Annotated in this window: 22 protein-coding genes; 9 read left to right on the top strand and 13 right to left on the bottom strand. The window is 62.8% G+C overall.

Going from position 1 to position 24,693, the window contains the following annotated elements; all coding sequences use genetic code 11:
* The first annotated feature begins 275 nt into the window (after nt 1-275).
* From hemC to G3O01_RS31845, 3 genes are read left to right on the top strand one after another with little or no spacing between them, the layout of a single operon-like run.
* Nucleotides 276-1,259 carry a hydroxymethylbilane synthase gene (hemC, locus tag G3O01_RS31855; protein ID WP_205810957.1) on the top strand — a complete coding sequence of 328 codons (984 nt, stop codon included), beginning with the start codon at nt 276-278 and terminating at the stop codon, nt 1,257-1,259.
* The gene (gene hemDX, locus G3O01_RS31850; protein ID WP_241024420.1) at nt 1,259-3,331 is read left to right on the top strand and encodes a fused uroporphyrinogen-III synthase HemD/membrane protein HemX; all 2,073 of its coding nucleotides are present in this window, start codon (nt 1,259-1,261) and stop codon (nt 3,329-3,331) included. Before hemC ends, hemDX begins: the two co-directional genes overlap by 1 nt.
* 2 nt (nt 3,332-3,333) lie before the next feature.
* A complete protein-coding gene (locus G3O01_RS31845) occupies nt 3,334-4,524 on the top strand; it encodes a heme biosynthesis protein HemY (protein WP_205810956.1) in 1,191 nt (396 codons plus the stop codon).
* 858 nt (nt 4,525-5,382) lie between these two features.
* On the opposite strand, the gene G3O01_RS31840 is transcribed toward G3O01_RS31845, so the two are convergent.
* From G3O01_RS31840 to G3O01_RS31830, 3 genes are all read right to left on the bottom strand, one after another.
* Nucleotides 5,383-6,702, bottom strand: coding sequence for an MFS transporter (locus G3O01_RS31840; RefSeq protein ID WP_205810955.1), 1,320 nt, complete (start codon nt 6,700-6,702; stop codon nt 5,383-5,385).
* Between the two features lie 209 nt (nt 6,703-6,911).
* A complete protein-coding gene (locus G3O01_RS31835; RefSeq protein WP_205810954.1) occupies nt 6,912-7,670 on the bottom strand; it encodes an SDR family oxidoreductase in 759 nt (252 codons plus the stop codon).
* A gap of 49 nt (nt 7,671-7,719) precedes the next feature.
* Entirely contained in the window at nt 7,720-9,159 is a 1,440-nt protein-coding gene (locus G3O01_RS31830) for an aldehyde dehydrogenase family protein (protein WP_205810953.1), read from the bottom strand.
* A 238-nt stretch (nt 9,160-9,397) separates the two neighbouring features.
* Between G3O01_RS31830 and ppa the strand changes: the two genes are divergently transcribed.
* The gene (gene ppa / locus G3O01_RS31825; RefSeq protein ID WP_205810952.1) at nt 9,398-9,925 is read left to right on the top strand and encodes an inorganic diphosphatase; all 528 of its coding nucleotides are present in this window, start codon (nt 9,398-9,400) and stop codon (nt 9,923-9,925) included.
* 99 nt (nt 9,926-10,024) lie between these two features.
* Here the strand turns inward: ppa and G3O01_RS31820 are convergent, their stop codons facing one another.
* From G3O01_RS31820 to G3O01_RS31810, 3 genes are all read right to left on the bottom strand, one after another.
* On the bottom strand, nt 10,025-10,351 hold the full coding sequence (locus tag G3O01_RS31820; protein WP_205810951.1) for an H-NS family nucleoid-associated regulatory protein: 327 nt from the start codon (nt 10,349-10,351) through the stop codon (nt 10,025-10,027).
* 206 nt (nt 10,352-10,557) lie between these two features.
* Nucleotides 10,558-10,866 (bottom strand): GIY-YIG nuclease family protein, encoded by a 309-nt coding sequence (locus G3O01_RS31815; protein WP_205810950.1) that lies wholly within the window; start codon nt 10,864-10,866, stop codon nt 10,558-10,560.
* A 19-nt stretch (nt 10,867-10,885) separates the two neighbouring features.
* The gene (locus G3O01_RS31810) at nt 10,886-12,058 is read right to left on the bottom strand and encodes a GNAT family N-acetyltransferase (protein ID WP_205810949.1); all 1,173 of its coding nucleotides are present in this window, start codon (nt 12,056-12,058) and stop codon (nt 10,886-10,888) included.
* 296 nt (nt 12,059-12,354) lie between these two features.
* On the opposite strand from G3O01_RS31810, the gene G3O01_RS31805 reads away from it, so the two are divergent.
* Both G3O01_RS31805 and glnK read left to right on the top strand, forming a co-directional pair.
* Complete coding sequence (locus tag G3O01_RS31805; RefSeq protein ID WP_205810948.1) at nt 12,355-14,412, top strand: NAD(+) synthase; 2,058 nt, start codon at nt 12,355-12,357, stop codon at nt 14,410-14,412.
* 132 nt (nt 14,413-14,544) lie between these two features.
* Nucleotides 14,545-14,883: a P-II family nitrogen regulator gene (gene glnK / locus G3O01_RS31800; RefSeq protein ID WP_008342452.1), complete on the top strand. Its 339-nt coding sequence runs from the start codon at nt 14,545-14,547 to the stop codon at nt 14,881-14,883.
* A gap of 211 nt (nt 14,884-15,094) precedes the next feature.
* Here the strand turns inward: glnK and G3O01_RS31795 are convergent, their stop codons facing one another.
* The 5 genes from G3O01_RS31795 to G3O01_RS31775 form a co-directional block, all read right to left on the bottom strand.
* Nucleotides 15,095-16,246, bottom strand: coding sequence for a porin (locus G3O01_RS31795; protein WP_205810947.1), 1,152 nt, complete (start codon nt 16,244-16,246; stop codon nt 15,095-15,097).
* Between the two features lie 581 nt (nt 16,247-16,827).
* Complete coding sequence (locus tag G3O01_RS31790) at nt 16,828-17,613, bottom strand: ATP-binding cassette domain-containing protein (RefSeq protein WP_277403066.1); 786 nt, start codon at nt 17,611-17,613, stop codon at nt 16,828-16,830.
* A gap of 30 nt (nt 17,614-17,643) precedes the next feature.
* Nucleotides 17,644-18,357 carry an ABC transporter permease gene (locus G3O01_RS31785; RefSeq protein ID WP_205810946.1) on the bottom strand — a complete coding sequence of 238 codons (714 nt, stop codon included), beginning with the start codon at nt 18,355-18,357 and terminating at the stop codon, nt 17,644-17,646.
* A complete protein-coding gene (gene hisQ / locus G3O01_RS31780; RefSeq protein ID WP_205810945.1) occupies nt 18,354-19,043 on the bottom strand; it encodes a histidine ABC transporter permease HisQ in 690 nt (229 codons plus the stop codon). The genes G3O01_RS31785 and hisQ overlap by 4 nt, the downstream gene beginning before the upstream one ends.
* A gap of 284 nt (nt 19,044-19,327) precedes the next feature.
* A complete protein-coding gene (locus G3O01_RS31775) occupies nt 19,328-20,104 on the bottom strand; it encodes an ABC transporter substrate-binding protein (protein ID WP_205810944.1) in 777 nt (258 codons plus the stop codon).
* A gap of 473 nt (nt 20,105-20,577) precedes the next feature.
* Here G3O01_RS31775 and G3O01_RS31770 point away from each other — a divergent pair, with 473 nt between their 5' ends.
* A complete protein-coding gene (locus G3O01_RS31770; protein ID WP_205810943.1) occupies nt 20,578-21,285 on the top strand; it encodes a pirin family protein in 708 nt (235 codons plus the stop codon).
* Between the two features lie 112 nt (nt 21,286-21,397).
* Here G3O01_RS31770 and G3O01_RS31765 read toward each other — a convergent pair whose 3' ends face one another.
* Nucleotides 21,398-21,937: a periplasmic heavy metal sensor gene (locus tag G3O01_RS31765; protein WP_205810942.1), complete on the bottom strand. Its 540-nt coding sequence runs from the start codon at nt 21,935-21,937 to the stop codon at nt 21,398-21,400.
* Between the two features lie 223 nt (nt 21,938-22,160).
* Between G3O01_RS31765 and G3O01_RS31760 the strand changes: the two genes are divergently transcribed.
* Both G3O01_RS31760 and G3O01_RS31755 read left to right on the top strand, forming a co-directional pair.
* The gene (locus G3O01_RS31760; protein WP_109483336.1) at nt 22,161-22,886 is read left to right on the top strand and encodes a response regulator; all 726 of its coding nucleotides are present in this window, start codon (nt 22,161-22,163) and stop codon (nt 22,884-22,886) included.
* Nucleotides 22,870-24,198 (top strand): ATP-binding protein, encoded by a 1,329-nt coding sequence (locus G3O01_RS31755; RefSeq protein WP_205810941.1) that lies wholly within the window; start codon nt 22,870-22,872, stop codon nt 24,196-24,198. The genes G3O01_RS31760 and G3O01_RS31755 overlap by 17 nt, the downstream gene beginning before the upstream one ends.
* A 100-nt stretch (nt 24,199-24,298) precedes the next feature.
* Here the strand turns inward: G3O01_RS31755 and G3O01_RS31750 are convergent, their stop codons facing one another.
* Nucleotides 24,299-24,565, bottom strand: coding sequence for a hypothetical protein (locus G3O01_RS31750; protein WP_205810940.1), 267 nt, complete (start codon nt 24,563-24,565; stop codon nt 24,299-24,301).
* Between the last annotated feature and the right edge of the window lie 128 nt (nt 24,566-24,693).

The following is a 24,693-nucleotide window of genomic DNA, read 5'->3' as shown; positions in this document are numbered from 1 at the left end:
GGCACGCGCGTCGAGGAAGGGCCGCTTGCGCGTGCTGCGCCGCATTAAATCATCGCGCATGCGGCGCATCGACGCGCGCACGACCGTGCGGGGGCTTCTGGCGGCCCTGCGGGACACGGTCGATACGGCATATGAACGAACCTGTGCGTGAAAACACGGACAGATCTGTCTCCATCGAAGAACAGCTTTGGCATGGCCGTATGGCCAGCGAGAGGTTGCCAAAGCGCGTGCTAACATTGTTTGTTATCACATCCCGTCGTTCAATGACTCAAACAATGAATTCCGAGACGCTTGCGCCCACGCCGCCCACTACGCTTGTCATCGCGTCGCGGGAAAGCCGGCTCGCGATGTGGCAGGCCGAGCACGTGCGGTGTGCGCTGCACAAATTATATCCATCTTGTGACGTAAAAATCCTCGGAATGACGACACGGGGCGATCAGATTCTCGATCGCACGCTGTCGAAGGTCGGCGGCAAGGGGCTGTTCGTGAAGGAACTGGAGAACGCGCTCGCCGACGGCCGCGCCGATCTCGCCGTTCATTCGTTGAAAGACGTGCCGATGGAACTGCCCGATGGCTTCGCGCTCTCCACCATCATGGAGCGCGAAGACCCGCGCGACGCGTTCGTGTCCAGCCAGTACGACTCGCTCGCCGCGTTGCCGCCGGGCAGCGTGGTCGGCACCTCGAGCCTGCGCCGCGAAGCGATGCTGCGCGCGCGTTATCCCGAACTCGTCGTGAAGCCGCTGCGCGGCAATCTCGACACGCGCCTGGGCAAGCTCGACCGCGGCGACTACGCGGCCATCATTCTGGCGGCGGCCGGCCTGAAGCGTCTGGGTCTTGGCGATCGCATCCGTTCGCTGCTCGATCCCGCCGACAGCCTGCCCGCAGCCGGGCAGGGCGCGCTGGGCATCGAGATCCGCGCGGACCGCGCCGACCTTGCCGCCTGGCTTGCACCGTTGCATCACGAGCACACGGCGGCGGCTGTCGAAGCCGAGCGCATGGTGTCGCGCTCGCTCGGCGGCAGTTGCGAGGTGCCGCTCGCGGCTTACGCAACATGGCACGACGGCGCGCTGCATCTGCGTGGCGTGGTCGCGACGCCCGACGGCCAGCGTGTGCTGAGCGCACAGGCGTCGTCGCCCGCACCGACCGTGGGCGCCGCGCTCGATCTGGGCCGCGAAGTGGCGAGCCAGCTCGAAGCGCAAGGCGCGCTCGACATCGTGCGCGCGCTCTCCACGGCGAGCGGCCCGGCCGCTTCCGCGTGATGGCGGCCGGCTCGAACCCGACACCCGAGGCCTTCCCGTCCACGGACGGCGCACGCGCGTCGCACGCGGCGGCCCCGCGTCTGACGGTCGTGCTGACCCGCCCGGCGGGACAGTCCGACGCGCTCGCGCAGATGCTGCACGGCGAAGGTGTCGCGACCATTGAATTCCCGCTGATCGACATCGCCAAAGCGGACGATGAAGCTCCGCTGCGTGCGGCGCTCGCGTCGCTGGACCGGTACGCGCTGGTCGTATTCGTGTCGCCGAACGCCGTCGATTACGCGTTCGCGAGCCATGACGCGATCTGGCCGCATGCGCTGCCTGTCGGCGTGGTCGGTCCGGGCAGCGTCGCGGCACTCGCGAAGCATGGCGTCGAAGCGCCTGCCCACCGGGTGATCAGTCCGGTTGCATCGGCTACATCGGCTGACAACAACGATAGCGACGGCGCGCGCTTCGATTCCGAAGCGCTGTATGCGGCGCTCGAAACGTTGCTCGGCGACAACGCGTTCGAAGGCAAGCGCGTGCTGATCGTACGCGGCGACGGTGGCCGCGAGTGGCTCGCCGACCGCCTGCGCGAAGCGGGCGCCGAAGTCGAAACCGTCGCAGCCTACCGGCGGCTCGTGCCCGATCCGTCGATCGGCGCATGGTCGCGCATTCACGCGCTGCTGTCGGACGAATCGAAGACGCCGCACGCCTGGCTCGTGACCAGTTCCGAAGGCGTGCGCAATCTCGCCGAACTCGCGCAGGATCACCTCACCGCGACCGAGCAGGCGCAACTGAAGCACGCGAGCTTCGTCGCGCCCCACCCACGCATCGCGGAAACCGCGCGGGCATTGGGTTTTGATAGCATTACGGTGTCCGGTGCGGGCGATGAACGCATTGCCCGTACGCTGCTGTCGCTCGCGGCACCTCCTGAAGTTCAACCGGTCCAGTCCAACCCGGCACAAGAACGCATGTCTGATACCAACGCATCCACGACTCCCACGCCCAACCCCGCGCCGCGGCCTGCCAACACGCTGCCGCCGAATCAACCGTTTACGCCGTACGAAATGCAGCAGCCCAAACCCAAGGGCAACGGCCTGCTGTGGGTTGTCATCGCGCTGGTGTTGTTCGCGGCCGTCGCAGGCGGCATTGCGCTGAACCGCAGGATCATCAAGCTCGATCAGCAACTGTCGCACCGTCAACAGACCAACGACGCCCAGACCGCCGAGTTGCGCGTGAAGACCGAGCAGGCCGTCGCTACTGTGCGCCAGGCCGATGCGCAGATCGCGCAGCTCGAAGGCAAACTCGCCGACGCGCAGAGTTCGCAGCAGGCGCTGCAGCAGCAATACGCAGATCTCGCGCGCAACCGCGACGACTGGACCATGGCCGAAGTCGGCCAGATGCTGTCGGCGGCAAGCGAGCAGTTGCAGCTGACGGGCAACACGCAGCTGGCGCTCTTCGCGCTGCAAAGCGCGGATACGCGTCTTGCGGCATCGGACGGCGCGCAGGTGGTGGCGGTGCGCAAGGCGATCGCGCAGGACATCGACAAGCTGAAGTCCGCGCCGTCGACCGACCTCACGGGCCTCGCGATCAAGCTCGACAACGCTATCGACCAGATCGACCAGTTGCCGCTGTCGGGCGAGGCGCCCATCGCGCACGCGAGCCCGCATGCATCGACGCCGAAGGACATCGACCGTGTCGCTGCCGCGACGGGCGAGCCGAAGTGGAAAGCGTGGTGGAACCAGTTCATCGCCGGCATCGGCCAGCAATTGACGAGTCTCGTGCAGGTGCGCCGCATCGACAACGCCGACGCGATGCTCGTTGCGCCGGACCAGGGCTATTTCGTGCGTGAGAACCTGAAGATGCGCCTGTTGTCGGCGCGTCTGGCGTTGCTCTCGCGCAACCAGACGACGCTGAAGTCTGATCTGCAAGCCGCTGATAACGCGCTTGCACGCTATTTCGACGCGTCGTCGAAGCAGGTGCAGACGGTGCGCGATCTGGTGAAGCAGGTCGAGGACGGCTCGGGCGCCGTCGACGTGCCGAACCTGGATACGAGCCTGCAGGCCGTGCATCAATACCGGAACCGGGGTTAATCATGGCGCTGCGTGGACTTCTCTGGCTCGCATTCCTGTTTGCGATTGCCGTGGTGCTCGCGATCGTCGGGCGCTTTGACACCGGTCAGGTGTTGCTGGTCTATCCGCCGTATCGCATCGATATTTCGCTGAACCTGTTTATCGTCGGCCTCATCGTCGTGTTCATCGTGATGTATGCGCTGCTGCGCATCGTGCGCAATATCTGGCGCATGCCGCAGCGCGTTGCCGCTTACCGCGCGCGCCAGCGTGTCGCGAAGGCACATGCGGCGTTGCGTGATGCGATCGGCAATCTGTACGCAGGCCGTTTCTCGCGCGCCGAGAAGGCCGCGCGCGATTCGCTTGCCAATCCCGACAACAAGGGCGCGGCGGGGCTGATTGCTGCGAACGCTGCGCACCGGATGCACGAGTACGCGCGCCGCGACGAATATCTCTCGCAGATCGACTCGGCCGACTGGCAGGATGCACGTCTGATGGCGACAGCCGACATGCGTGCCGATGGCCGTGATGCTGACGGTGCGCTGCTTGCATTGACGGAAATGCAGTCGCAGGGTGGTCGTCGGATTCACGCACAGCAGATTGCGCTGCGCGCGCAGCAGCAGTTGAAGAACTGGGGCGAGGTGCTGAAGCTCGTGAAGACGCTGGAGAAGCGCGAGGCGATTCATCCTGCTGTTGCTGTGCGGTTGCGGCAGTTGGCGGCTGAGAATCTGCTGCGCGATCGCCGGCACAATGCGGATGCGTTGCTCGAGTTGTGGCATTCGCTGACGCCTGTTGAGCGGCATTCGCCGCGGCTGGCGGATCTGGCGGCTGAGTTGCTGGTTGCGCTGAATCGTCCGCAGGAGGCGCGTCGGATTGTTGAGGAAGCGCTTGCGCAGAATTGGGATGCGCGGTTGTTGAGGCGTTATCCCGATACCACGGGCGGTGATGCTTTGCCTTTGATCCAGAAGGCCGAGGCCTGGCGCAAGGAGCGTCCTGAGGACGCGGATCTGATGTTTGCGCTTGGACGGTTGTGTCTGCATCAGCAGTTGTGGGGCAAGGCGCAGTCGTTTTTGGAGCAGGCACTCAAGCTTGCTGACAACGAGACGTTGAAGATTCGTTCTCACCGGGCGTTGGCGCGGCTGCATGAGCAGCTCGGAGACGCGTCCAAGGCTAGTGCGCATTATCGGGAAAGTGCGCTTGCTATGAATGTGGTTTGAGGTTGCTGGTTGTCTCGCGATGCTTTGTTTGGTTTGCTTGTGTTTTCGCTGGCATCCGCGATTTGACTTACCCCTTCACGCGTCGCCCCTGTGCGGGGCGGCACCTACTTTTCTTTGCCGCGGCAAAGAAAAGTAGGCAAAAGAAAGCCGCTTAACACCGCCAATTCTTGTTCCCGCCTGAGGGCCCCCAGCAGTACCTCCGCTTCACACGGCAACCTCTCAATCACTGCCCGTTGCCAACGCTCTTATTGAGCGCCTCACCCGCTTCACACTCCCGCGTCGCCACATACGCGATCAAATCGCTCCCGTTCTATAGCGGCAAACTGTGTGTTGGCTGTCGCGCCGCACACGCATCACTCCGGACTGAAAAACACGATCGGTGTCGTAAGAGCGCTGAGGTGTGAAGCACTACGACCTACACACAGTTTGCCACTTGGGCGGCCGTAACCAGTCGCTGCCGCTGGCTGCGCTACGGGTGATTGAAGTGGGTGAGGCGCCGATTCAAGGCGCTGGCAACGGGCGCTGACTGAGAAGTTGCCGTGTGAAGGAGAGGACCCGTTGGGGGCCCTCAGGCGGAGGTCAAGCACGGGCGGTGTTAGCCCGCTTTCTTTGCTTACTTTCTTTGCGGCGGCAAAGAAAGTAAGTGCCGCCCCGCACAGGGGCGACGCATGAAGCACGAAGGCATAACGCGGATGCCAGCGCAAAGCTCAAACAAACCACCCCAACGTCAGAAGACAAGCCAAAGCAAATGCCGCCCCGCACAGGGGCAACACATGAAACAAGAAGTCACAACGCGGATGCCAGCACAACCCTGGGGAAGACCCAAAACCCCACCACCCGCGTCGCAGACAAAAAAACTCACCGATTAACTAACCTCGCCGGCACGCTAATCGCAAGCACCCCTCCAAGAACCAGAAACGCGGCAAGCATATACATCCCAGCCGCATTCCCGGCGGTAGCCTGCTTGAGCCAGCCAACGGCATAGGGACTCAAAAACCCAGCCAGATTCCCGATGGAGTTAATCAGCGCAATCCCGGCCGCCGCGCCGGTCCCAGCAAGAAACGACGTAGGCAGACTCCAGAACAGCGGCAGCGTGGTAAGAATCCCCATCGTGGCCAGCGTGAGCCCGATCATCGCGAGCGTTGTGTTGTTTGCCCAGCTAACTGAAAGCACGAGCCCAAGCGCACCCACAAAACCGGGAATCGCCACATGCCAGCGCCGCTCCCGCGTCCGGTCCGCGCTACGTGCCACAAACACCATCGCCACAACAGCAGCCGCAAACGGAATCGCAGAAAGCAGACCGATCATGAACGCGTCCGTGACACCCGTCGATTTGATGATCGTAGGCAGCCAGAAACTCACGCCATACAACCCCATCACGAACGAAAAATAGATCAGGCTCATCATCAGCACGCGCGGACTCAACATCACCTTGCCGATGGCATGATCTTCCTTCGTCGCGTCTTCAGCGGCGATGTTGCGTTCGAGCAGCTCGCGTTCTTCCTTCGTCAGCCATGTGGCCTTCGAAATACGGTCGTCCAGCACGATGAACACCAGAATGCCAACGACGATCGATGGTATCCCTTCGAGCAGGAACAGCCACTGCCAGCCGTGCCAGCCATTCGCGCCATCGAAGGCCTTCAGGATGTAGCCTGAAATCGGGCCGCCCACCACGCCCGATATCGCGATCGCCGTCATGAACCACGTCGTCATGCGCCCGCGCCGGTGCGCCGGGTACCAGTAGGTCAGGTACAGGATGATGCCCGGGAAGAAGCCCGCTTCCGCCAGGCCGAGCAGAAAGCGCATCACGTAGAACATTGTCGGCGTGGTGACGAACATCGTCAGCATCGAGACGATGCCCCACGTCACCATGATCCGCGCAATCCAGACCCGCGCGCCGACACGATGCAGGATCACATTGCTCGGCACTTCAAAGATGAAATAGCCGATGAAGAAAATCCCCGCGCCGAAACCGTAGACGGCATCGGAAAGTCCCAGGTCAGCGCTCATGCCAAGCTTCGCAAAGCCGACATTCACACGGTCCAGATACGCGACGACATAGCTGAGCATCAAGAGCGGCGTCAGCCGCCATGCGACTTTTCTGTAGGTCGCCTCTTCGAAGGTGGAAGGCGGCGCCCCTGCGCCGGGATGGTGGAGCGGATTCGCAGGACTGGACACGCTTGTCTCCTATTGACCGGCGTCGGTGCTTTTAGCGCCTGTTGCCAGTCGTAAGCACGGCTTGTTTTTGTGGAAATGTCGTACCGCCGTTCGCGATTCTAAACTTTCAACGCGCGCTGAAAAGCCACCCGAGATCGGGGAAAACACTGAGTTTTCAAGGATTAACGCGTGTTTTTTAGGGGCGGCGCGCAAATGCGCCGCCTGTTACGTCACACGCAGCGTCCACCGTCCACTTCGAGACACACACCCGTGATGAACTCGGCTTCGTCGGATGCGAGATAGAGCGCGGCGTTCGCGATGTCCTGTGGGGTCGAAAAACGCCCGAGTGGAATGCCGGCCAGAAACTTCTGACGGTTCTCCGGCGTGTCTTCGACACCCATGAACTCGGTCAGCAACCCGGTCTCGCCGATCACCGGGTTCACGCAGTTCACGCGGATGCGGTCCGGCCCGAGTTCGACGGCCAGCGCCTTGCTCGCGACGATCACCGCGCCCTTGCTGCCGTTGTACCAGACAAGCCCCGGTCGCGGCCGCACGCCCGCCGTCGACGCGATATTGACGAACACGCCGCCGCCTTGCTCGCGAAAGTACGGCACGAACTCATGCACGCTCCAGTAGATGCTCTTCACGTTGACGGCGTACACGCGGTCGAATTCGTCTTCCGTCACGTTGAGCACGGGCTTGTTGCGATGCGTCGTGCCCGCATTGTTGACGACGATCTGCACGCTGCCGAAGTCCTCGATCGCAGCGGCGCGCAATGCGCTCCAGTCGTCCGCGCGCGTCACGTCGCCCGCGACCGCGATCGCCTTGCCGCCCGCCAGCGCAATCTCGCTCGCGACGCGTTCCGCCGCCGCGCCGTTCAGATCGTTGACGACGACGTTCGCGCCTTCGCGCGCATACGTCTTCGCGATGCCTTCGCCGAAGCCCGAGCCGCCGCCCGTGACGATGGCCGTTTTGCCGGTCAACCGCATGATGTCTCCTGTTGTTGTGAACGCAAAAATGCCTTGAAGCGCCTGGATATCAGCCGTGCCTGATCGCGACCGTCTTCAACACCGTGAAGCCATACAGCGCTTCGAAGCCTTTTTCACGGCCGTGTCCCGAATGCCTGACGCCGCCGAATGGCAACTCGACACCACCGCCCGCGCCGTAGTTATTGATGAACACCTGGCCTGAGCGCACACGGCGGGCAATGCGCATCTGCCGTCCTCCATCGCGTGTCCAGACGCCCGCAACGAGTCCGTACAGCGTGCCGTTGGCGAGGGTGAGCGCTTCGTCTTCGTCGCTGAACGGCATGGCGGCGAGCACGGGGCCAAACACTTCTTCACGCGCCAGCCGATGCGCAGACGGCACGTCGCGCAGCAGGGTCGGCGCCTGATAGAAACCCGCTTCCGGTGCTTCCGCGATCACTTCCCCGTGCGCCGCCATCGGAATGCCGTCGTGCTGTGCATCGGAGAGGAAATCCCATACGCGGCGCTGCTGCTTCGCGTTGATCAGCGGCCCGCAGTCGAGGTCAGCATGGGCGGGGCCGACGCGCAGCGCATTGAACGCGGTGGCGAGGCGATCGAGCAGCGGCTCGTAGATGCTGCGCTCGATCAGCACGCGGCTGCCCGCCGAACAGGTTTGCCCGGCGTTCTGCACGATCGCGTTGACGAGCGTTGGCAGCGCCGCGTCGAGGTCGGCATCGGCGAAGACGATTTGCGGCGACTTGCCGCCCAGTTCGAGCGTGACGGGCACGTGGTTCTCGGCGGCCATCTGCGTGACGAGCTTGCCTGTTTCGGGCGAGCCGGTGAACGAGATGTGATCGATGCCGGGATGGCGCGCGAGCGCCGCGCCGGCTTCGTGTCCGAAGCCGGTGACGATGTTCAGCGCGCCTGCGGGAAAGCCCGCTTCGGCCGCCAGTTCGGCCACGCGGAGCACGGACAGGCACGCGTCTTCGGCGGGCTTCACGACGCACGCATTGCCCGTGGCGAGCGCCGCGCCGACGCTGCGCCCGAAGATCTGCATCGGATAGTTCCACGGCACGATGTGGCCTGTTACACCATGCGGCTCGCGGATCGTGAAGACGGTGTAGCCGTTCTGGTAGGGCAGGGTTTCGCCGTGCAGCTTGTCGGCGGCGCCTGCGTAGAACTCGAAGTAGCGGGCTAGCGCCGCCGCGTCGCCGCGCGCCTGCTTGAGCGGTTTGCCTGTGTCGCGCGCTTCGAGTTGCGCCAATTCCTCGTGACAGGCGGCGACGAGCATCGACAGCCGATACAGCAGGCGCCCGCGCTCGGCGGCGCTGACGGCGCCCCATGCTCCTTCGTAGGCGCGCCGCGCGCTCTGGACGGCAGTATCGATGTCGGCGGCGGTGCCGCGGGCGAGAGCGGCGAATGGCTGGCCGTCGGAGGGATCGATGACGGGGATCGTTTCCCCGTTCGACGACGCGGCCCATTCACCGCCGATGAAGTGTTTCGCTTCTTCCACACATGCTCCTTGCCCATACCGGGCGATCAGGCAGACGACGAAAGAGACCACGAAAACCCACGCAAAGCACATGCACTGTGCGCGTCAGACGATTATCGCGCCGATCGCCACGCGGGTGTCATCGGCCGATTGGCTATAATGGCGCATTCCGCAGTGTCAGGGTTGCGGCGCCGCGTCTCGTAGAGGCGCAGCGCGCGCCGTGTGCCTTATTCCCATTTCATCCTGATCAGAGAGCGCCATGAGCTTCAATCACGTTCCCGCTGGCAAAGACCTCCCGCAAGACTTCAACGTCATCATCGAAATCCCGGCGCAAAGCGATCCGGTGAAGTACGAGGCCGACAAGGATCTGGGCCTGCTCGTCGTCGATCGTTTCATCGGCACGGGCATGCGTTATCCGGCGAACTACGGCTTCATTCCGCAGACGCTGTCGGGCGACGGCGATCCCGTCGACGTGCTGGTGATCACGCCGTTCCCGCTGCTGGCTGGCTCGGTGGTGCGCGCACGCGCGCTGGGCATGCTGCAGATGACGGACGAGTCGGGCGTCGACGCGAAGCTGATCGCCGTGCCGCACGACAAGATCTGCCCGATGACGGCAGACCTGAAGTCGGTCGACGACGTGCCGCAGTACCTGAAGGACCAGATCAAGCACTTCTTCGAGCAATACAAGGCGCTCGAGAAGGGCAAGTGGGTCAAGGTGGAAGGCTGGGCGGGCATTGAAGCCGCGCACAAGGAAATCACGGAAGGCGCAGCGAACTTCAAGAAGTAATTCGCGCAGCCAGTCGCTGGATTGACTAAAAGACGCTCCCTCGGGAGCGTCTTTGTTTTTGGGCGGTGCGTATGGTGATGCTAACTGCGGCGCATCGGCTCAATGCGCAGGCACGGTCGCGAGGCGGCTACCGGCGAACGGATCGTTGTTCCAGTCGACCTTCGGACGTTCCTGCTTGACCGCTTTAGCCGGCTTGCCGATAGCGAAGTGTTCCATCGACTGGCCGGCGCTGACAGCGTTGGCGAGCCATTGCGGCATTGCGCCATTGCCGTCCCACGTTTCGCCTACGGCGCTGCGAAAGCGCACCGATTTTGCGCGACGGCGGTCTTCCGCGAGTGCCGCTGCCAGATCCACTGCCTTGATGCCAACCTGCGCCATGCGGCGGCGGAGATACGCAATCATGCTGTCACGCTTACGCTCGTCCATTTGCTTCACCATTTAACGGCGGATGCCGGATAGATTATTCAAGTCGGGTGTTGCGTCGCCGGAGGGTTGCTGTCAAACCCGCGCTTTGGCCCACGTTCGGGCCGGCGATGCAATTGCTGTGATCGAAGTATCTGATCGGCGGAAGGCGGCGTCGAGATGCGTATCTTGAAAACACTGTTGCTGCTAACGGCAAACTGTGGCGCTTTTCAGGTTTCTTCTTCGCCCTCGGCCTCTGCTTCCAGCACGACGGGCAGCACGGACTCGAGCGTCCGCGCGCCCGACACCAGTTCCCATTTCTGCGCGGCCGTCAGCTGCTTGACGCGGTATTCGGCGCGCGACGCGCTCGAACGGTCGGTCAGTTCGAACGACGCCAATAGCCGGACCGGCTTGCGCGAGCGCGTATAGCGCGCGCCCATGCCGCTGCAATGCTTGTCGAAGCGGGCCTGGACGTCGGTGGCGATGCCCGTGTAGACGCTGCCGTCCGAGCATTCGATCAGATACAGAAACCACGGCATGGCGCGCGTTTGTTCCTCGTTATTCCTTGAACGGATTGTGTTCGCGCAGTTCGTCGACGTACGCGTGGATGTGATTCTTCTCGTTGTCGAGAAAATGCGCGACGGCGTCCGAAAAGGCCGGGTGCGCGAGCCAGTGCGTCGAGCGCGTGACCGTCGGCATGAAGCCGCGCGCCATCTTGTGCTCGCCCTGCGCGCCGCCTTCGAACACGCCGAGCTTCTGCTCGATGCAGAACTCCAGCGGCTGATAGTACGCGGTCTCGAAGTGCAGGCAGGGCACGTGTTCGAGCGCGCCCCAGTAGCGCCCGTAGAGCGTGCCGCCCGCATTCGCACCATCGCGCTGATAGACGACGAGCGAACTCGCGATCGGCTTGCCCTCGTACTCGGCGATCACCATCATCAGATTCTCGGGCATCGATTCGCCGATCATCCGGAAGAAGTCGAGATTGAGGTAAGGACTCGAAAAGTGCTCGCGGTACGTCTGCCGGTAGCACTTGCTGAAGAAGCGCCAGTCGGCGTCGCTGATGTCTTCGCCCAGCATGCGCCGGAAGGTGACGCCGGCATCGCGCACCTTGCGGCGTTCGGCGCGGATGTTCTTGCGTTTCTTCTGTTCGAGCGTCGAGAGGAAATCGTCGAAGTCGCGGTAGCCGTCGTTGAGCCAGTGAAACTGCACGCCTTCGCGCAGCATCATGCCGAGTTCGGTGAGCGCTTGTGCTTCGGGTTCGGTTGGAAACAGCACGTGCAGCGATGAGACGTCCGCCTGTTCCGCGAACGCGACGAGCGTGGCGGCGAGATGGCGTAACGCGTTGGCATCGGCGGCCATGAGGCGGGTGCCTTGCACGGGCGTGAACGGCACCGCGCACAGCAGCTTCGGATAGTAGGGCAGGCCGTTGCGTTTGTATGCGTCAGCCCAAGCCCAGTCGAACACATATTCGCCGTACGAGTGGCCCTTTGCATAGACGGGCGCGGCCGCGGCGAGCTTTCCCGTACGCGGATCGGTCAGCGTGACGAATTGCGGCGCCCAGCCGGTGTCCGCGACGGCGCATCTTGTCGCGTGCAGCGCGCTCAGGAATTCATGGCGGAGGAATGGCGTAGGTTGCGCCTGCTGGCTGAGCAGCGCGTTCCATTCGGCGGCATCGACTTCGAGCGGCGAAGCGAGAATGCCCGCGCGGTAATCAAAACGTTCCTGGTTCAATCTGTTCGACCGTTGACGATCCTTCGTGCCGCGCTGCTTGCTCGCATCGTTTCGCGGCGGCAGGACCTGATGAGGCTGATAGACGGATAACGTGCGCTTCGGCTCGCTGGCGTGAGCGCGGCCGCCGCGGCGCACGGCAATGTTAAAGCAAATGCGCGCGACGAGTGCGCGGCGTGGCCGGCGAGACCACGCGATCGAGACCTTGAATGCGCTTACGGCTTATCATCTACGCTGATCGATAGCAGCTGTTTCGCGCGTGACGGCATTTTCATTCTCGCGCATTAGGAATCTCCGACATGAAAGGCAACTTCTTCAATCTGTATTCGCATCGCTTCGCGCGTGTCGCGGTGGGCGTGCCGCGCTGCCGCGTCGCGGACCCGGCGTTCAACGCTGACGAGACGCTCGCACTCGCACGCGACGCGGCTGCCAAAGGCGCAGCGCTCGTCGCGTTCCCTGAACTCGGTTTGCCCGCTTACACCTGCGACGACCTGTTCCACCAGCGCGCGCTGCTCGACGCATGCAAGACAGCGCTGGCAAAGATCGTCGAAGCGTCGAAGACGCTGCCCATCGCGATGATCGTCGGCATGCCGTTGCAGGTGGACCACAGCCTGTACAACTGCGCGATCGTCGTCGCGCGCGGCGCCATTCTGGGCGCGGTGCCGAAGACCTATCTGCCGAACTACGGCGAGTTCTACGAGGCGCGCCAGTACGCGCCCGCCGATTGCGCCGTCGCGCGCGATATTGAACTGCTCGGCCAGCCCGTGCCGTTCGGCGCGTCGCTGCTGTTCGAACTGAACGACGTGCCCGATTTCCGCTTCCACGTCGAGATCTGCGAGGACGTGTGGGTACCGATCCCGCCGTCGTCGTTCGCCGCGCTCGCGGGCGCGACGGTGCTCGTGAATCTGTCGGCATCGAATGTCGTGGTCGGCAAGTCGGGCTACCGGCATCAACTGGTCGGCCAGCAGTCGGCGCGTTGTCTCGCGGCGTATCTGTACACGTCGGCGGGACGCGGCGAATCGTCGACGGACATGGCGTGGGACGGTCAGGCGCTGATCTGCGAAAACGGCGAGATGCTTGCCGAGTCCGAGCGCTTTCTCGACGACTCGCACATGATCTTCGCGGACATCGATCTCGAACGGCTCTCGCACGAACGCATGCGGCAGACTACGTTCGGCATGTCGGTGCAACGTCACAAGGAAGAGGCGGCGAAGTTCCAGATCGTGCGTTTCGCGATCGGCCACGATGCGTCGCAGACGCTGCCGCTTGCACGCAAGGTCGAACGTTTCCCGTACGTACCAGCCGATTCGCGCCGCCGCGACGAGCGCTGCAACGAGGTCTACAACATTCAGGTGCAGGCGCTCGTGCAGCGCCTGTCGGCGTCGAATATCCAGAAGGTCGTGATCGGCGTGTCGGGCGGGCTCGACTCGACGCACGCGCTGCTGGTGTGCGCGAAGGCGATGGACCGACTGCAACTGCCGCGCACCAACATCATCGGCGTGACGATGCCGGGCTTCGCCACGAGCGACCGCACGCTCAAGCAGGCGCGCGAGTTGATGGAAGTGGTGGGCTGCACGTCGATGGAAATCGATATCCGGCCGAGCTGCGAACAGATGCTGAAGGATCTCGGCCATCCGTATTCGGCGGGCGAGGCGAAGTACGACATCACGTTCGAAAACGTGCAGGCGGGTGAGCGCACGAATCACCTGTTCCGTCTCGCGAACTTCCATAACGGCATCGTGATCGGCACGGGCGATCTGAGCGAACTGGCACTCGGCTGGTGCACGTACGGTGTCGGCGATCACATGTCGCATTACAGCGTGAACGCGAGCGTGCCGAAGACGCTGATCACCCATCTGGTGCGTTGGGTCGCGGAGACGGGCGCCGTCGGCAAGAGCGGCTCGGATACGCTGCTCAACGTGCTCGCCACCGAAATCAGCCCCGAACTGGTGCCGGCGAAAGCCGCCGGCGCGATCGAACAGAAGACGGAATCGTTCATCGGCCCGTACGAGTTGCAGGACTTCAATCTGTTCTACATCCTGCGCTACGGCTTCGCGCCGTCGAAGGTCGCGTTCCTCGCGTTGCATGCGTGGCGCGACAAGGAGCAGGGCGGCTGGCCCGAAGGCGCGCACGTTGCGCGCAACGAATACGATCTCGCGGCGATCAAGCGCAATCTCGGCATCTTCCTGTGGCGCTTCTTCAAGACGAGCCAGTTCAAGCGCAGTTGCGTGCCGAATGCGCCGAAGGTCGGCTCGGGCGGTTCGCTGTCGCCGCGCGGCGACTGGCGCGCGCCGAGCGATTCGGAAGCTGTCGTCTGGACCGATGATCTTGCAACGGTTCCGGACAAAGCCGCCTGAAATCAGCTTCTATCTGCCGTTTTGCGCGCGTGAGCGCACGCGTTGTCGTGCCGATTGCTGGCAACGTGTGCGCTGCGGCGTAGAATCAACGCATCCGAACTTTCCTTTTTCCGAACCGAGACGAGGCCCGCCATGAAACGCATCACCGCCATCATCAAACCGTTCAAGCTCGACGAAGTGCGCGAAGCGCTCGCCGAAGTCGGCCTGACGGGGCTGACCGTCACTGAAGTCAAAGGCTTTGGCCGCCAGAAGGGCCACACCGAGCTGTATCGCGGCGCGGAATACGTCGTCGATTTCCTGCCGAAAGTGAAGATCGAAGTCGTGGTCGCGAACGACCAGACCGATCAGGTGATCGACGCGATCATCGGCGCAGCGCGCACTGGCAAGATCGGCGACGGTAAGATTTTCGTCGCGGATGTCGAACGCGTGATCCGCATTCGCACGGGTGAGGAGAACGAAGCGGCCGTGTGATTCCGCTTACTGCGTGTTGCTCGAAGCAGGGCAAACAGGAAGCGCCGGCGTTGCACCGAGCCGGTGCTTTTTTTGCGCGTGTGCAGTGCTGATGGATTTTGCGCAGAAATAAAAAAAGGTGCGACACCCTTTCGGACATCGCACCGATACGCGCCTCTCGCAGCAGCGTGAAAACCGTTTCTGTTAAAGCTGTTCTGTTAGCACCGTTCGATTAGAACGAGTGCTGGATACCTGCGTACACGCCCGTCTGGCTGTGGCCGGGCAGCGGGTTGTCCGTTGCGACCGACGTGCCCGAGTTGTTCGCGTTCAGGCCGTAGTTAGCACCCTTGCTGTTCTGCACCGTTGCGACTTGCAGGTCCAGCAGCGTACGCTTCGACAGGTTGTACGAACCGCCGATCGTGTAGATCGTCGCATTGCCCGCGCCGTTGTTGCCGTTCACGTGGTACACCGCTGCGATCAGAGCTGCAGCCGGCGTAGCTTGCCACGTAACACCGCCCCACTCGTGATCGAGCGTCGTCGGCTGACCCGGCAGAACTGCCGTTGCGCCCGACGTGCGGATTGCCTGGTAGGCAGCCTGAACCTTGAACTGGCCGAGGAACACGTTCACGAGAGCCGAGTATTCACGCGATGCTGCGAATACGCCCGTTGCGATGTTGGCCGTGTTCGTGGCAGTACCCGCCGGGCCATACAGACCGCCGTTTGCCGGATTGCGGATTTCGTCATAGAGACCGCGGATCTGGAACAGCGACGAGGTGTACGTCACTTGCGCGCCAGCTTCGCGGCCTTGCGCCGTCGTGCCGTTACCGTTCCAGTTCGTTGCGTTCGACAGCGCGTATTGACCGTAGAAGTCAAAGCCTGCGATCTTCGGCGACTGGTACGCTACGTTGTTGCTCGATTGCGGCCAGTTGCGGCCACGCACCAGCGATGCCGACGACCAGTTCGACTGACCGAACGGATCGAAGTCCCACACGCCGTTCGAGATGAAGAGCATGCGGCCCATCGTGAACGTACCGTACTGGTCATTCGCGAAACCGACCGTTGCCCAACGATTGAAGAGACCGCCGCCGCCAGGGCCTGCGCCCGTCATCGTGTTGAACGAGCCTTCCAACTGGAACACGGCCTTCGTGCCGGCGCCCAGATCTTCAGCACCCTTCAAGCCCCACAGGCTGGTACCCCAGTCGCCGCTTTCTGCGCGGAAGCGGTGCGTGCTGTTGGTAGCCTGACCAGCTGCGTTCTGGTTCGACGGCACGCCCGACATGTACTCCAGACCAGCGTCCAGACGCCCGTACAGCGTCACGCTGCTCTGCGCATGTGCTGCAACGCCAAAAGTCAGCAGCGCTGCGGCAGCTAAAGCTTTCTTCATCTTCTCCTCCATACCCTGTCAAAAAGTAAAGCCAGTACTGCGAGTGGTGCCCGGACGCCAGCAGCGCCGAGCAGGAATCTCTGTCCAGGGAGATGCGCAGTGACCGGTTTTGATGTCGACGCGCAGCTTCGAAAGCTGTCTGATCGTCGTTCCGATCCCTCGCGACCGGTATCTCCTGTTTTGTTCGTTTTGAAGTGAAACTACTTTTCTTGAACTTTGTTTTGCTACTTTCGTTACTAATTTAGCAAAATACCCCCCGGTTGGCGAATAAATTAGTGATGCTCGGTAAAGATGTCTCTAAATTGCAATACCACTGTGGGACAAGTGATGGCCAAAGGGCGTCAAACGGCCCAATCCGCCTTGCTCTGCAAGGGACACACCGTTGTTAATGACTTGTGTCAAGGATTGCCACTATTGACGGAAGGAATCGTCGGGAGTAGAGGCGTTTCGAACTGTCGTTCGCGCAGATGTTGGGATGCCGAAGCTTTTGGGCCCGCAGGAGGGAGAGAGCGGTGCTGCGCAGAGATAAAAAAGGGCGCCCGGTAAGCGCCCTGTAATACTACATAAACTACATTGCAGCCTTATTTCAGGCTGCCAGAGAGAAACTGCTTCAGGCGCTCACTCTTCGTGTTCCTGAACACTTCGTCCGGGTGACCTTCTTCTTCGACGCGTCCCTGATGCAGGAACATCACGTGGTTCGACACGTTGCGCGCGAAGGCCATTTCGTGCGTGACGACGATCATCGTGCGGCCTTCTTCGGCGAGCGTTTGCATGACCTTCAGCACTTCGCCGACCAGCTCGGGGTCGAGCGCTGAAGTCGGTTCATCGAACAGCATCACATCGGGGTTCATCGTCAGTGCGCGGGCGATCGCCACGCGCTGCTGCTGACCGCCCGACAGATGCGACGGATACTGTTTCTCGACGCGCGGCGCGAGGCCCACTTTCTCCAGATACATGCGGGCGCGGTCTTCGGCTTCCTTGCGCGGAATACCGAGCACGTGCAGCGGCGCCTCGATGATGTTCTCGAGCACCGTCATGTGCGTCCACAGGTTGAAGTGCTGGAACACCATCGAGAGTTTCGTGCGCATCTTCTGCAACTGCTTCGCGTCAGACACGCGCAGCGCGCCGTGCTTGTCCTTCAGCGTGCGGATCTCCTGACCTTCGACAAAGATACGGCCCGAGTTCGGCTGCTCGAGAAAGTTGATGCAGCGAAGCATCGTGCTCTTGCCCGAACCGGACGAGCCGATCACGCTGATCACGTCGCCGCGGTTCGCGCGCAACGTGACGCCTTTGAGAACTTCGTTATCGCCGTACTGCTTGTGCAGGTTGTCGACGAAAAGCATTTGCGGTGTAGCTGGAGTGTTCATCGGGTTCCTTGACTTGCTTTGGTCGACGCCTTACTTGCCTTGCGGGCGCAGATAAGCGAGCCAGCGGCGCTCGGCGCGGCGGAACAGCCAGACGAGCGCAAAAGAGATGATCAGATAGAGCAGGGCGGCGATACCGAACGCGTCGAACGAACGATACGTTGCCGAGTTCACGTCGCGTGCGATCTTCAGGATGTCCGGCACCGTGGCGGTGAACGCGACCGTGGTGGCGTGCAGCATGAGGATCACTTCATTGCTGTAGTACGGCAGCGCGCGGCGCAGTGCCGACGGCAGGATCACGCGGCGATACAGCGTGAACTGCGACATGCCATACGCGCGCGCCGCTTCGATCTCGCCATAAGGCGTCGCCTTGATCGCGCCGGCGAAAATCTCGGTGGTGTACGCGCAGGTGTTCAGCGTGAAGGCGAGCAGCGTGCAGTGCATGCCGTCGCGGAAGAACGCGTTGGTGAGTGCATTCGAGCGGATGATCTCGAGGCTGTACAGACCCGTGTAGCAGAGCAACAGTTGCACGTACAACGGTGTGCCACGGAAGATATACGTATACAGCCAGACCAGCGACGACAGCCACTTCTTCTTCGACACGCGCGCGACCGCGAGCGGCACGGAAAGACAGAAGCCAAGGCCGATCGATATGACCAGCAGCCACAACGTGATGGCGACGCCGGTGAAGCGGTAGCCGTCCGTATACAGATAGTTGCGCCAGTATTCCTGGATCAGCTCGATCATAGTTCCGCCTTGCGCACGCCAGTCGAGTAGCGTTTTTCGAGGTACATCAGCACGAAGTTCGACGCCGTCGTGATGAGCAGATAGATGGCGCCCGCCATCAGCGTGAAGAAGAAGAACCGCAGCGTGCCCTTGCCGGCGTCCTGCGCGGCCTTCACGACATCCGCGAGGCCGATGATCGACACGAGCGCGGTTGCCTTGACCATCACCTGCCAGTTATTGCCGATGCCGGGCAGCGCGAAGCGCATCATCTGCGGGAACATGATCCGCGTGAACACCTGCCAGCCCGTCATGCCGTAAGCGGCGCCCGCTTCGAGCTGGCCGCGCGGCACGGCGAGAAACGCGCCGCGGAAGGTTTCCGTGAAGTACGCGCCGTAGATGAAGCCGAGCACGGCGACGCCCGCGACGAATGGATCGATGTCGATCTGATCCCAGCCGAGCATGTCGGTGAGATCGTTCAGCCAGATCTGGATGCTGTAGAAGAGCAGCAGCATCAGCACGAGGTCGGGGACGCCGCGAATCAGCGTCGTATAGACCGTGCCGATGCCGTTGGTCACCCGGTTCTTCGACAGTTTCGCCGCCGCGCCGAGCAGGCCCAGCACGAAAGCGAACGCGAGCGACAGGATCGCCAGCTTCACGGTTTGTACCGTGCCGGCAAAGATCAGCGGGCCGTAGCCTTGAAAGAACATAGTGAGTCCTTGACGACGCTCACGTGCGCCGCGAAAGACGCGGCAATCCGTACGCTGCGGCGGTTGGTCCGAAGGCGGGTGCCCTCGATGTCTCCCGTGCGGCGCACAGCGTGCCGCTGTGCGAATCATGACTGCCTGGCCTTCGTGTCTCTCTCAGGCCGGCAGCGCGCTTTACTGCTTTGATCTTCTACTGCGGTGCTACCGTCGATGCGACTGTATTACGAAGCTTGCGAACCGGCCCATCGGGGCGAGCCCCAGCTTTTGCCCTACGCGTTTGCGACGCGTCAGCGGCTTTCGTAAATGTCGACGTCGAAATACTGCTTCTCGAGCTTCGTGAACGTGCCGTCCTGGTGAACCTGGGCAAGCGCCTTGTTCAGCATCGCCTTCAGCTCGCCGTCTTCCTTGCGCACGCCGATGGCGGTGCCTTCGCCGATCGTCTTCGGATCCTTCACTTCCGGGCCCGCCCACGCGAAATCCTTGCCGCGCGGTGTCTTCAGGAAGCCGGCGTCGGCCTGCAACTCGTCTTGCAGCGCGGCGTCGAGACGCCCCGTCGCCAGATCGGCGTAGACCTGATCCTGATTCTGGTAAGGCACGATCGTCACGCCCTTCGGCTCCCAGTACGCCTTCGCAAACGCTTCCTGAGTCGAGCCCTGCTCGACGCCGATCCGCTTGCCCTTGAGCGACTGCGCCGTCGGCAGCAGCGTCGAACCCTTCTTCGCGATCATGCGCGCGGGTGCGTCGAACAGCTTGTCGGAGAAGTCGATCTGCTCGCGGCGCTGGTCGGTCACCGTCAGCGACGACACGATGATGTCGAACTTCCGCGCCTTGAGCGCCGGGATGATGCCGTCGAGATCCTGTGGAATCCACACGCACTTCACGTTCATCTTCGCGCACAGTGCACGGGTGAGATCGGCGTCGAAACCGACCACCTGACCGCCCGGCGCGATCGATTCGAACGGCGGATAGCTGGCGTCGACCCCGATACGCACGGTTTTCCATTCTTTTGCCATGGCGCCCGATGCCATGACCGCGAGCACCACGCCCACTGCGTACTTCTTCATGTTTCTCCTGACTTCCCGGCCGCCGCGCGTTGTCCCGCAGCGACCACAGCGCGCTTGCGGCCGGCCGTCGCCATTCTAGGCGGACAAAATTAGGCTGCCCGAACCCGGTGCGGATTGTTTTGCGGCTGGCGACAATCGACCGTCGACGGGCGCCTGCCTTGCGGGGCGGCCGTCCGGACGCGGTACGCGCGTCGACCCGTACCAAAAAGCGCGGTATTTTACCCGAACCCGCCAGCGAAACCAGTCTCGCGGCATGGAAAAAGCCCTTTGCCGCCATAGACATGCGCGAAGGGCGCAGGGTTGGAGGATGTCAGTGCGCGATTTCGTCGCGCCGCGCCGGCTGATGCGGCCTGCATCGCGTCGAGGCCCGCATTGCCATCATTTATGAAACGATCCAGTGCGGCGGCGCGGATTGTTTGCCGGGAGCGCAGCCCATACATTCCCGTATCGCCACATTTCACCGGGAGATTCACATGATCAGGATTCGCCGTTCCGAGGAACGCGGCCACGCCAACCATGGCTGGCTGAACGCAAAGCACAGCTTTTCGTTTGCCGATTACCACGATCCCGACAACATGCACTTCGGTCCGCTGCGCGTGATCAACGAGGACCGGATTGCCGCGGGGCAGGGTTTCGGCACGCACGGGCATCGCGACATGGAAATCGTCACCTATGTGCTCGAAGGCGCGTTGTCGCATCGCGACAGCCTGGGCAACGGCTCGACGATCCGTCCCGGCGACGTGCAGCGCATGAGTGCCGGCACGGGCGTGATGCACAGCGAGTTCAACGGCTCGCAGGACGATCCGCTGCATCTGCTGCAGATCTGGATCATCCCGAAGCGCGCCGGCGACCAGCCGGGCTACGAAGAAAAGCGTTTCAGCGATGACGACAAGCGCGGACAGTTGCGCGTGGTCGCGTCGCCGGAAGGGCGCGACGGCTCGGTGACGATCCACGCCGACGCGTCGATCTACGCAGGTCTGTTCGATGGTGCGGAGCGCGCCGAGCACACGCTCGCGGCGGGACGCCAGGCGTATGTGCACGTTGCGCGGGGCGCGGTCGTGGTCAACGGCGAACCGCTGAAAGCAGGCGATGCCGCGATGATCACCGATGCTTCGAACGTCACTGTGGAAAAGGGCGAGGGCGCTGAAGTGCTGCTATTCGACCTCGGCCAGTTGCGCTAACGAAGACGCGCTGTCCATCGTCCCTGCACGAGCTGGACGACCCATGAAACAACGCCACGGAAGGCAACTTCCGTGGCGTTGTTTTCTTTCCGGCTATGACTGACTGCCGTCCTTACGGCTTTACAGCGGAAGCCGCTGCATCGTTATTATGCTTTTCCCAGCGCTCGCGCATCTTCTGGTGGCGCTGCTCCATCTTCGCGAAGTGCTGCTTGAGCGCGGTGCTGACGGTGGTCTTCTGCTGGTCGTTCAGGCCGTTGTAGAAGTTCAGCCACGCCGTCGAGGTCTGCTCGCGCAGCTGCGCGTCCTTCTGCTCGATCTGCTGATGCGCGGCGTGCATCGCGTTCAGGTCGAGAATAGGTTGCTGCTGCATCTGCTTGAACTGCTGGCGCATCTGCTCGTGGTTCGCGCGCTCGGCGTCATGGCTTTGCTTCATCGTGTCGAGCGCGGCCTGCCATGCCTTTTCCTGGTCCGCGTTCAATTTCAGTTGCCCATGCAACTGGTTCAGTTCCTTCATGAAGCCGCCATGGTGCCAGCCCGGGCCGCCATGACCCATGCCGGGACCGCCTTGCGGCTGCGCGGCGAAGGCGGCTCCGAGACTCAGTGCGAGCGATGCTGCGGCAACGGCGAGAAAGCGTGATGTTTTTTTGGACATTACTGTGCTCCTTGATCAACTAGCCGACGATGCCGCGAGTCTCGAAGGTGGACCAGCGCGCATTCGGTAAGGCACAGCGTAGAGGGATCGAATGCGGGCCGTGTTACGCGTATCCTTGCGGAAGTTACGTGACATTACGTGCGCCTTTCGCGGTAACACCCCGTAACCCTTTCGGGGACGCATGGGGCGGAAACGCATAGGGGCGCGCGTTACACTTCAAACCATGGCTACTCAAATACTTGTCGTCGATGACGACGTCGAACTGCGCGATCTGCTGCGCGACTATCTGGCCCGTCAAGGCATCGAAGTCTCGGTGCTGCACGACGCCAGTTCGCTCGAACGCCGCATCGAACGCGAACGTCCCGACCTGATCGTGCTCGACCTGATGATGCCGGGTGTCGACGGCCTCACGGCGCTGCGCAAGCTGCGCGCGTCGGGCGACGATATCCCCGTCATCATGCTGACGGCACGCGCGGACGACGTGGACCGCATCGTCGGGCTGGAGCTTGGCGCGGACGATTACCTCGGCAAGCCGTTCAATCCGCGCGAGCTGCTCGCGCGCGTGCAGGCAGTGCTGCGCCGCCGCAAGACAGTGCCGTCGGCGGCGGCACCCGAGCAGCGCGAGCCGTTCTCGTTCGGCCGCTTCACGCTCGACTTCCAGTCGCGCACGCTGCATCAGGAAGGCAAGCCGCTCACGCTGTCCGGCAGCGAATTCGCGCTCCTGAAGATCTTCGTCAATAACCCCATGCGCACGCTCACGCGCGAGCGCCTGCTCGAACTGCTGCACGGTCCCGAATACGACGGCACCGATCGCGGTATCGACGTGCAGGTGTGGCGCCTGCGCCGCATTCTCGAAACCGATCCGTCGGTGCCGCGCTTCATTCAGACGGTGCGCGGGCGCGGATACGTGTTCGTGCCCGATGGCGAGCAACATGCGGCGTCCAATTGATTCGTTGTTCGGGCGGCTCGCGCTGCTCGTCGTTTGTGTATTGCTGGTGTCGCATTTCGCGTGGTACCTGCTGGTGCGCTTCGAGCGCAACCAGTCGCAAACGCGCTACGCCGTAGAAGAGGCGGTATTCCTCGTCGATGCCGTGCGCGATCACGTCCGGCGCGAGCCGGATCAGCCGCTGCCTTCGCGCGTGCGTCTGGTCGATCCGGCGAGCGCGGATGTTCCGCCCGAAGTGCCCAATCTGCCCGCGCCGCTCGACCGTTTCGTCGACGACGTGCGCGACCGTCTGCCCACTTCTACTCAGGTGCGTGTCGGCACGCCCGGCAAGCCGCCCACGCTGTGGGTGCGTTCCGCGAGCGACGCCAGCTGGATCGTCGTGCCCGTGCAGCCGCTGCGGCCGCCGCGTTCGCTAGACCGGATGGTGTTGTGGCTCGGCATCATTTTCTCGGCGGGCGTGATGGCGGCGCTCTTTGCCGCGTGGCAACTGCAGCAGCCGTTGCGCTCGCTCGCCCAGGCGGTGACGCGCTTCGGGCGCGGTCTGCCCGTGCCGCCCGTGCGCGAGCGCGGTCCGCGCGAGTTGCGGCAGCTCACACATGGTTTTAACCAGATGGTGCAGGAAGTCGCGCGCACCGAACACGATCGCGCGGTGATGCTGGCGGGCGTTGCGCACGACCTGAAGACGCCGCTTGCGCGGCTGCGGCTGCGCGCGGAAATGATGGACGAGGCGAAGATGCGCGACGGCGTCGTGCGCGACGTCGACTCCATGACGCATATCGTCGAGCAGTTTCTGGTGTTCGCGCACGACGGCGCGGACCGCAGCGAACCCGTCGACGTCGATGGCCAGTGCGAGCGTGTCGTACGCAGCTATCGGGCGGTGTCGGGCGGTGCGCCGACAGTGCAGACGGATCTGCGCGCGGGTGCCGGCTTCAAGCTTCCCGCGGCGACGCTCGACCGTATCCTGTCGAATCTGCTCGACAACGCGCATGCGTATGGTGCGCCGCCCATCACGGTGGCGACGGCGCGCACGCCGCAAGGCTACACGCTGACGGTCACGGACAACGGCAGCGGTATCGCCGCGCAGGATCTGATCAACGCAAGCCGTCCGTTCGTACGGCTCGATCCGGCGCGCGGCGGCAATGGCCATAGCGGTCTCGGTCTCGCGATCGTCGAGCGGCTCGTGCGGCGCGCGGGCGGCGAATGGCAGATCGGCAATAACGACGGGGAGAGCGGCGGGCGCGGCTTGCGCGTGCAGATGACGTTCCCGCTGGAAGCGGTGTCGCGGGCAACGGCTGCGTCGGAAAGTGTCTGGTGAGAGTGATGTGCCGCGCGCTTCGGCTGCGCGGCATGCATGAATGGGGCTAGCGATATCGCAATCGCCCCGGCCGTCCTGTCCGGTCAGACAGGTAACAAGCCTATTCGGTAAAGAGCGTATTGAGCGCGGCGGCGGCTTCGCTGTCCACGGTATTCCACGTCACCGTGTCTGCCTCGAAGATGTAATGCGTCGTGTACTTGCCAAGGCGCGTGAGAATTTCTTCCTGTATGACTTCGGGCGCTACGTCCAGCTTCAGATACCACGCGGTCGACGACAGACGCGTCTGAAACGCGCCGTACTCTGCGAGCAGATGATCGAAAGCGTCAGCGTCCTGATCGCGGCAGACGATGACCAGATTTCCCTTCATGCGAACCTCCGGGGGAGCGTAAAGCGGTGATCACAACTTTCCGATGAAAGTCGATCATACCTGCTTAAGCTCGAATCGCCCGGCAGCGTCGACACGCGCGATGCGGTGCGCATCGCGGATTCCCAAAC

Source organism: Burkholderia sp. Ac-20365 (assembly GCF_017104715.1).
Taxonomy (GTDB): Bacteria; Pseudomonadota; Gammaproteobacteria; order Burkholderiales; family Burkholderiaceae; genus Paraburkholderia.
This window is presented reverse-complemented; position numbering and strand designations above follow the sequence as displayed.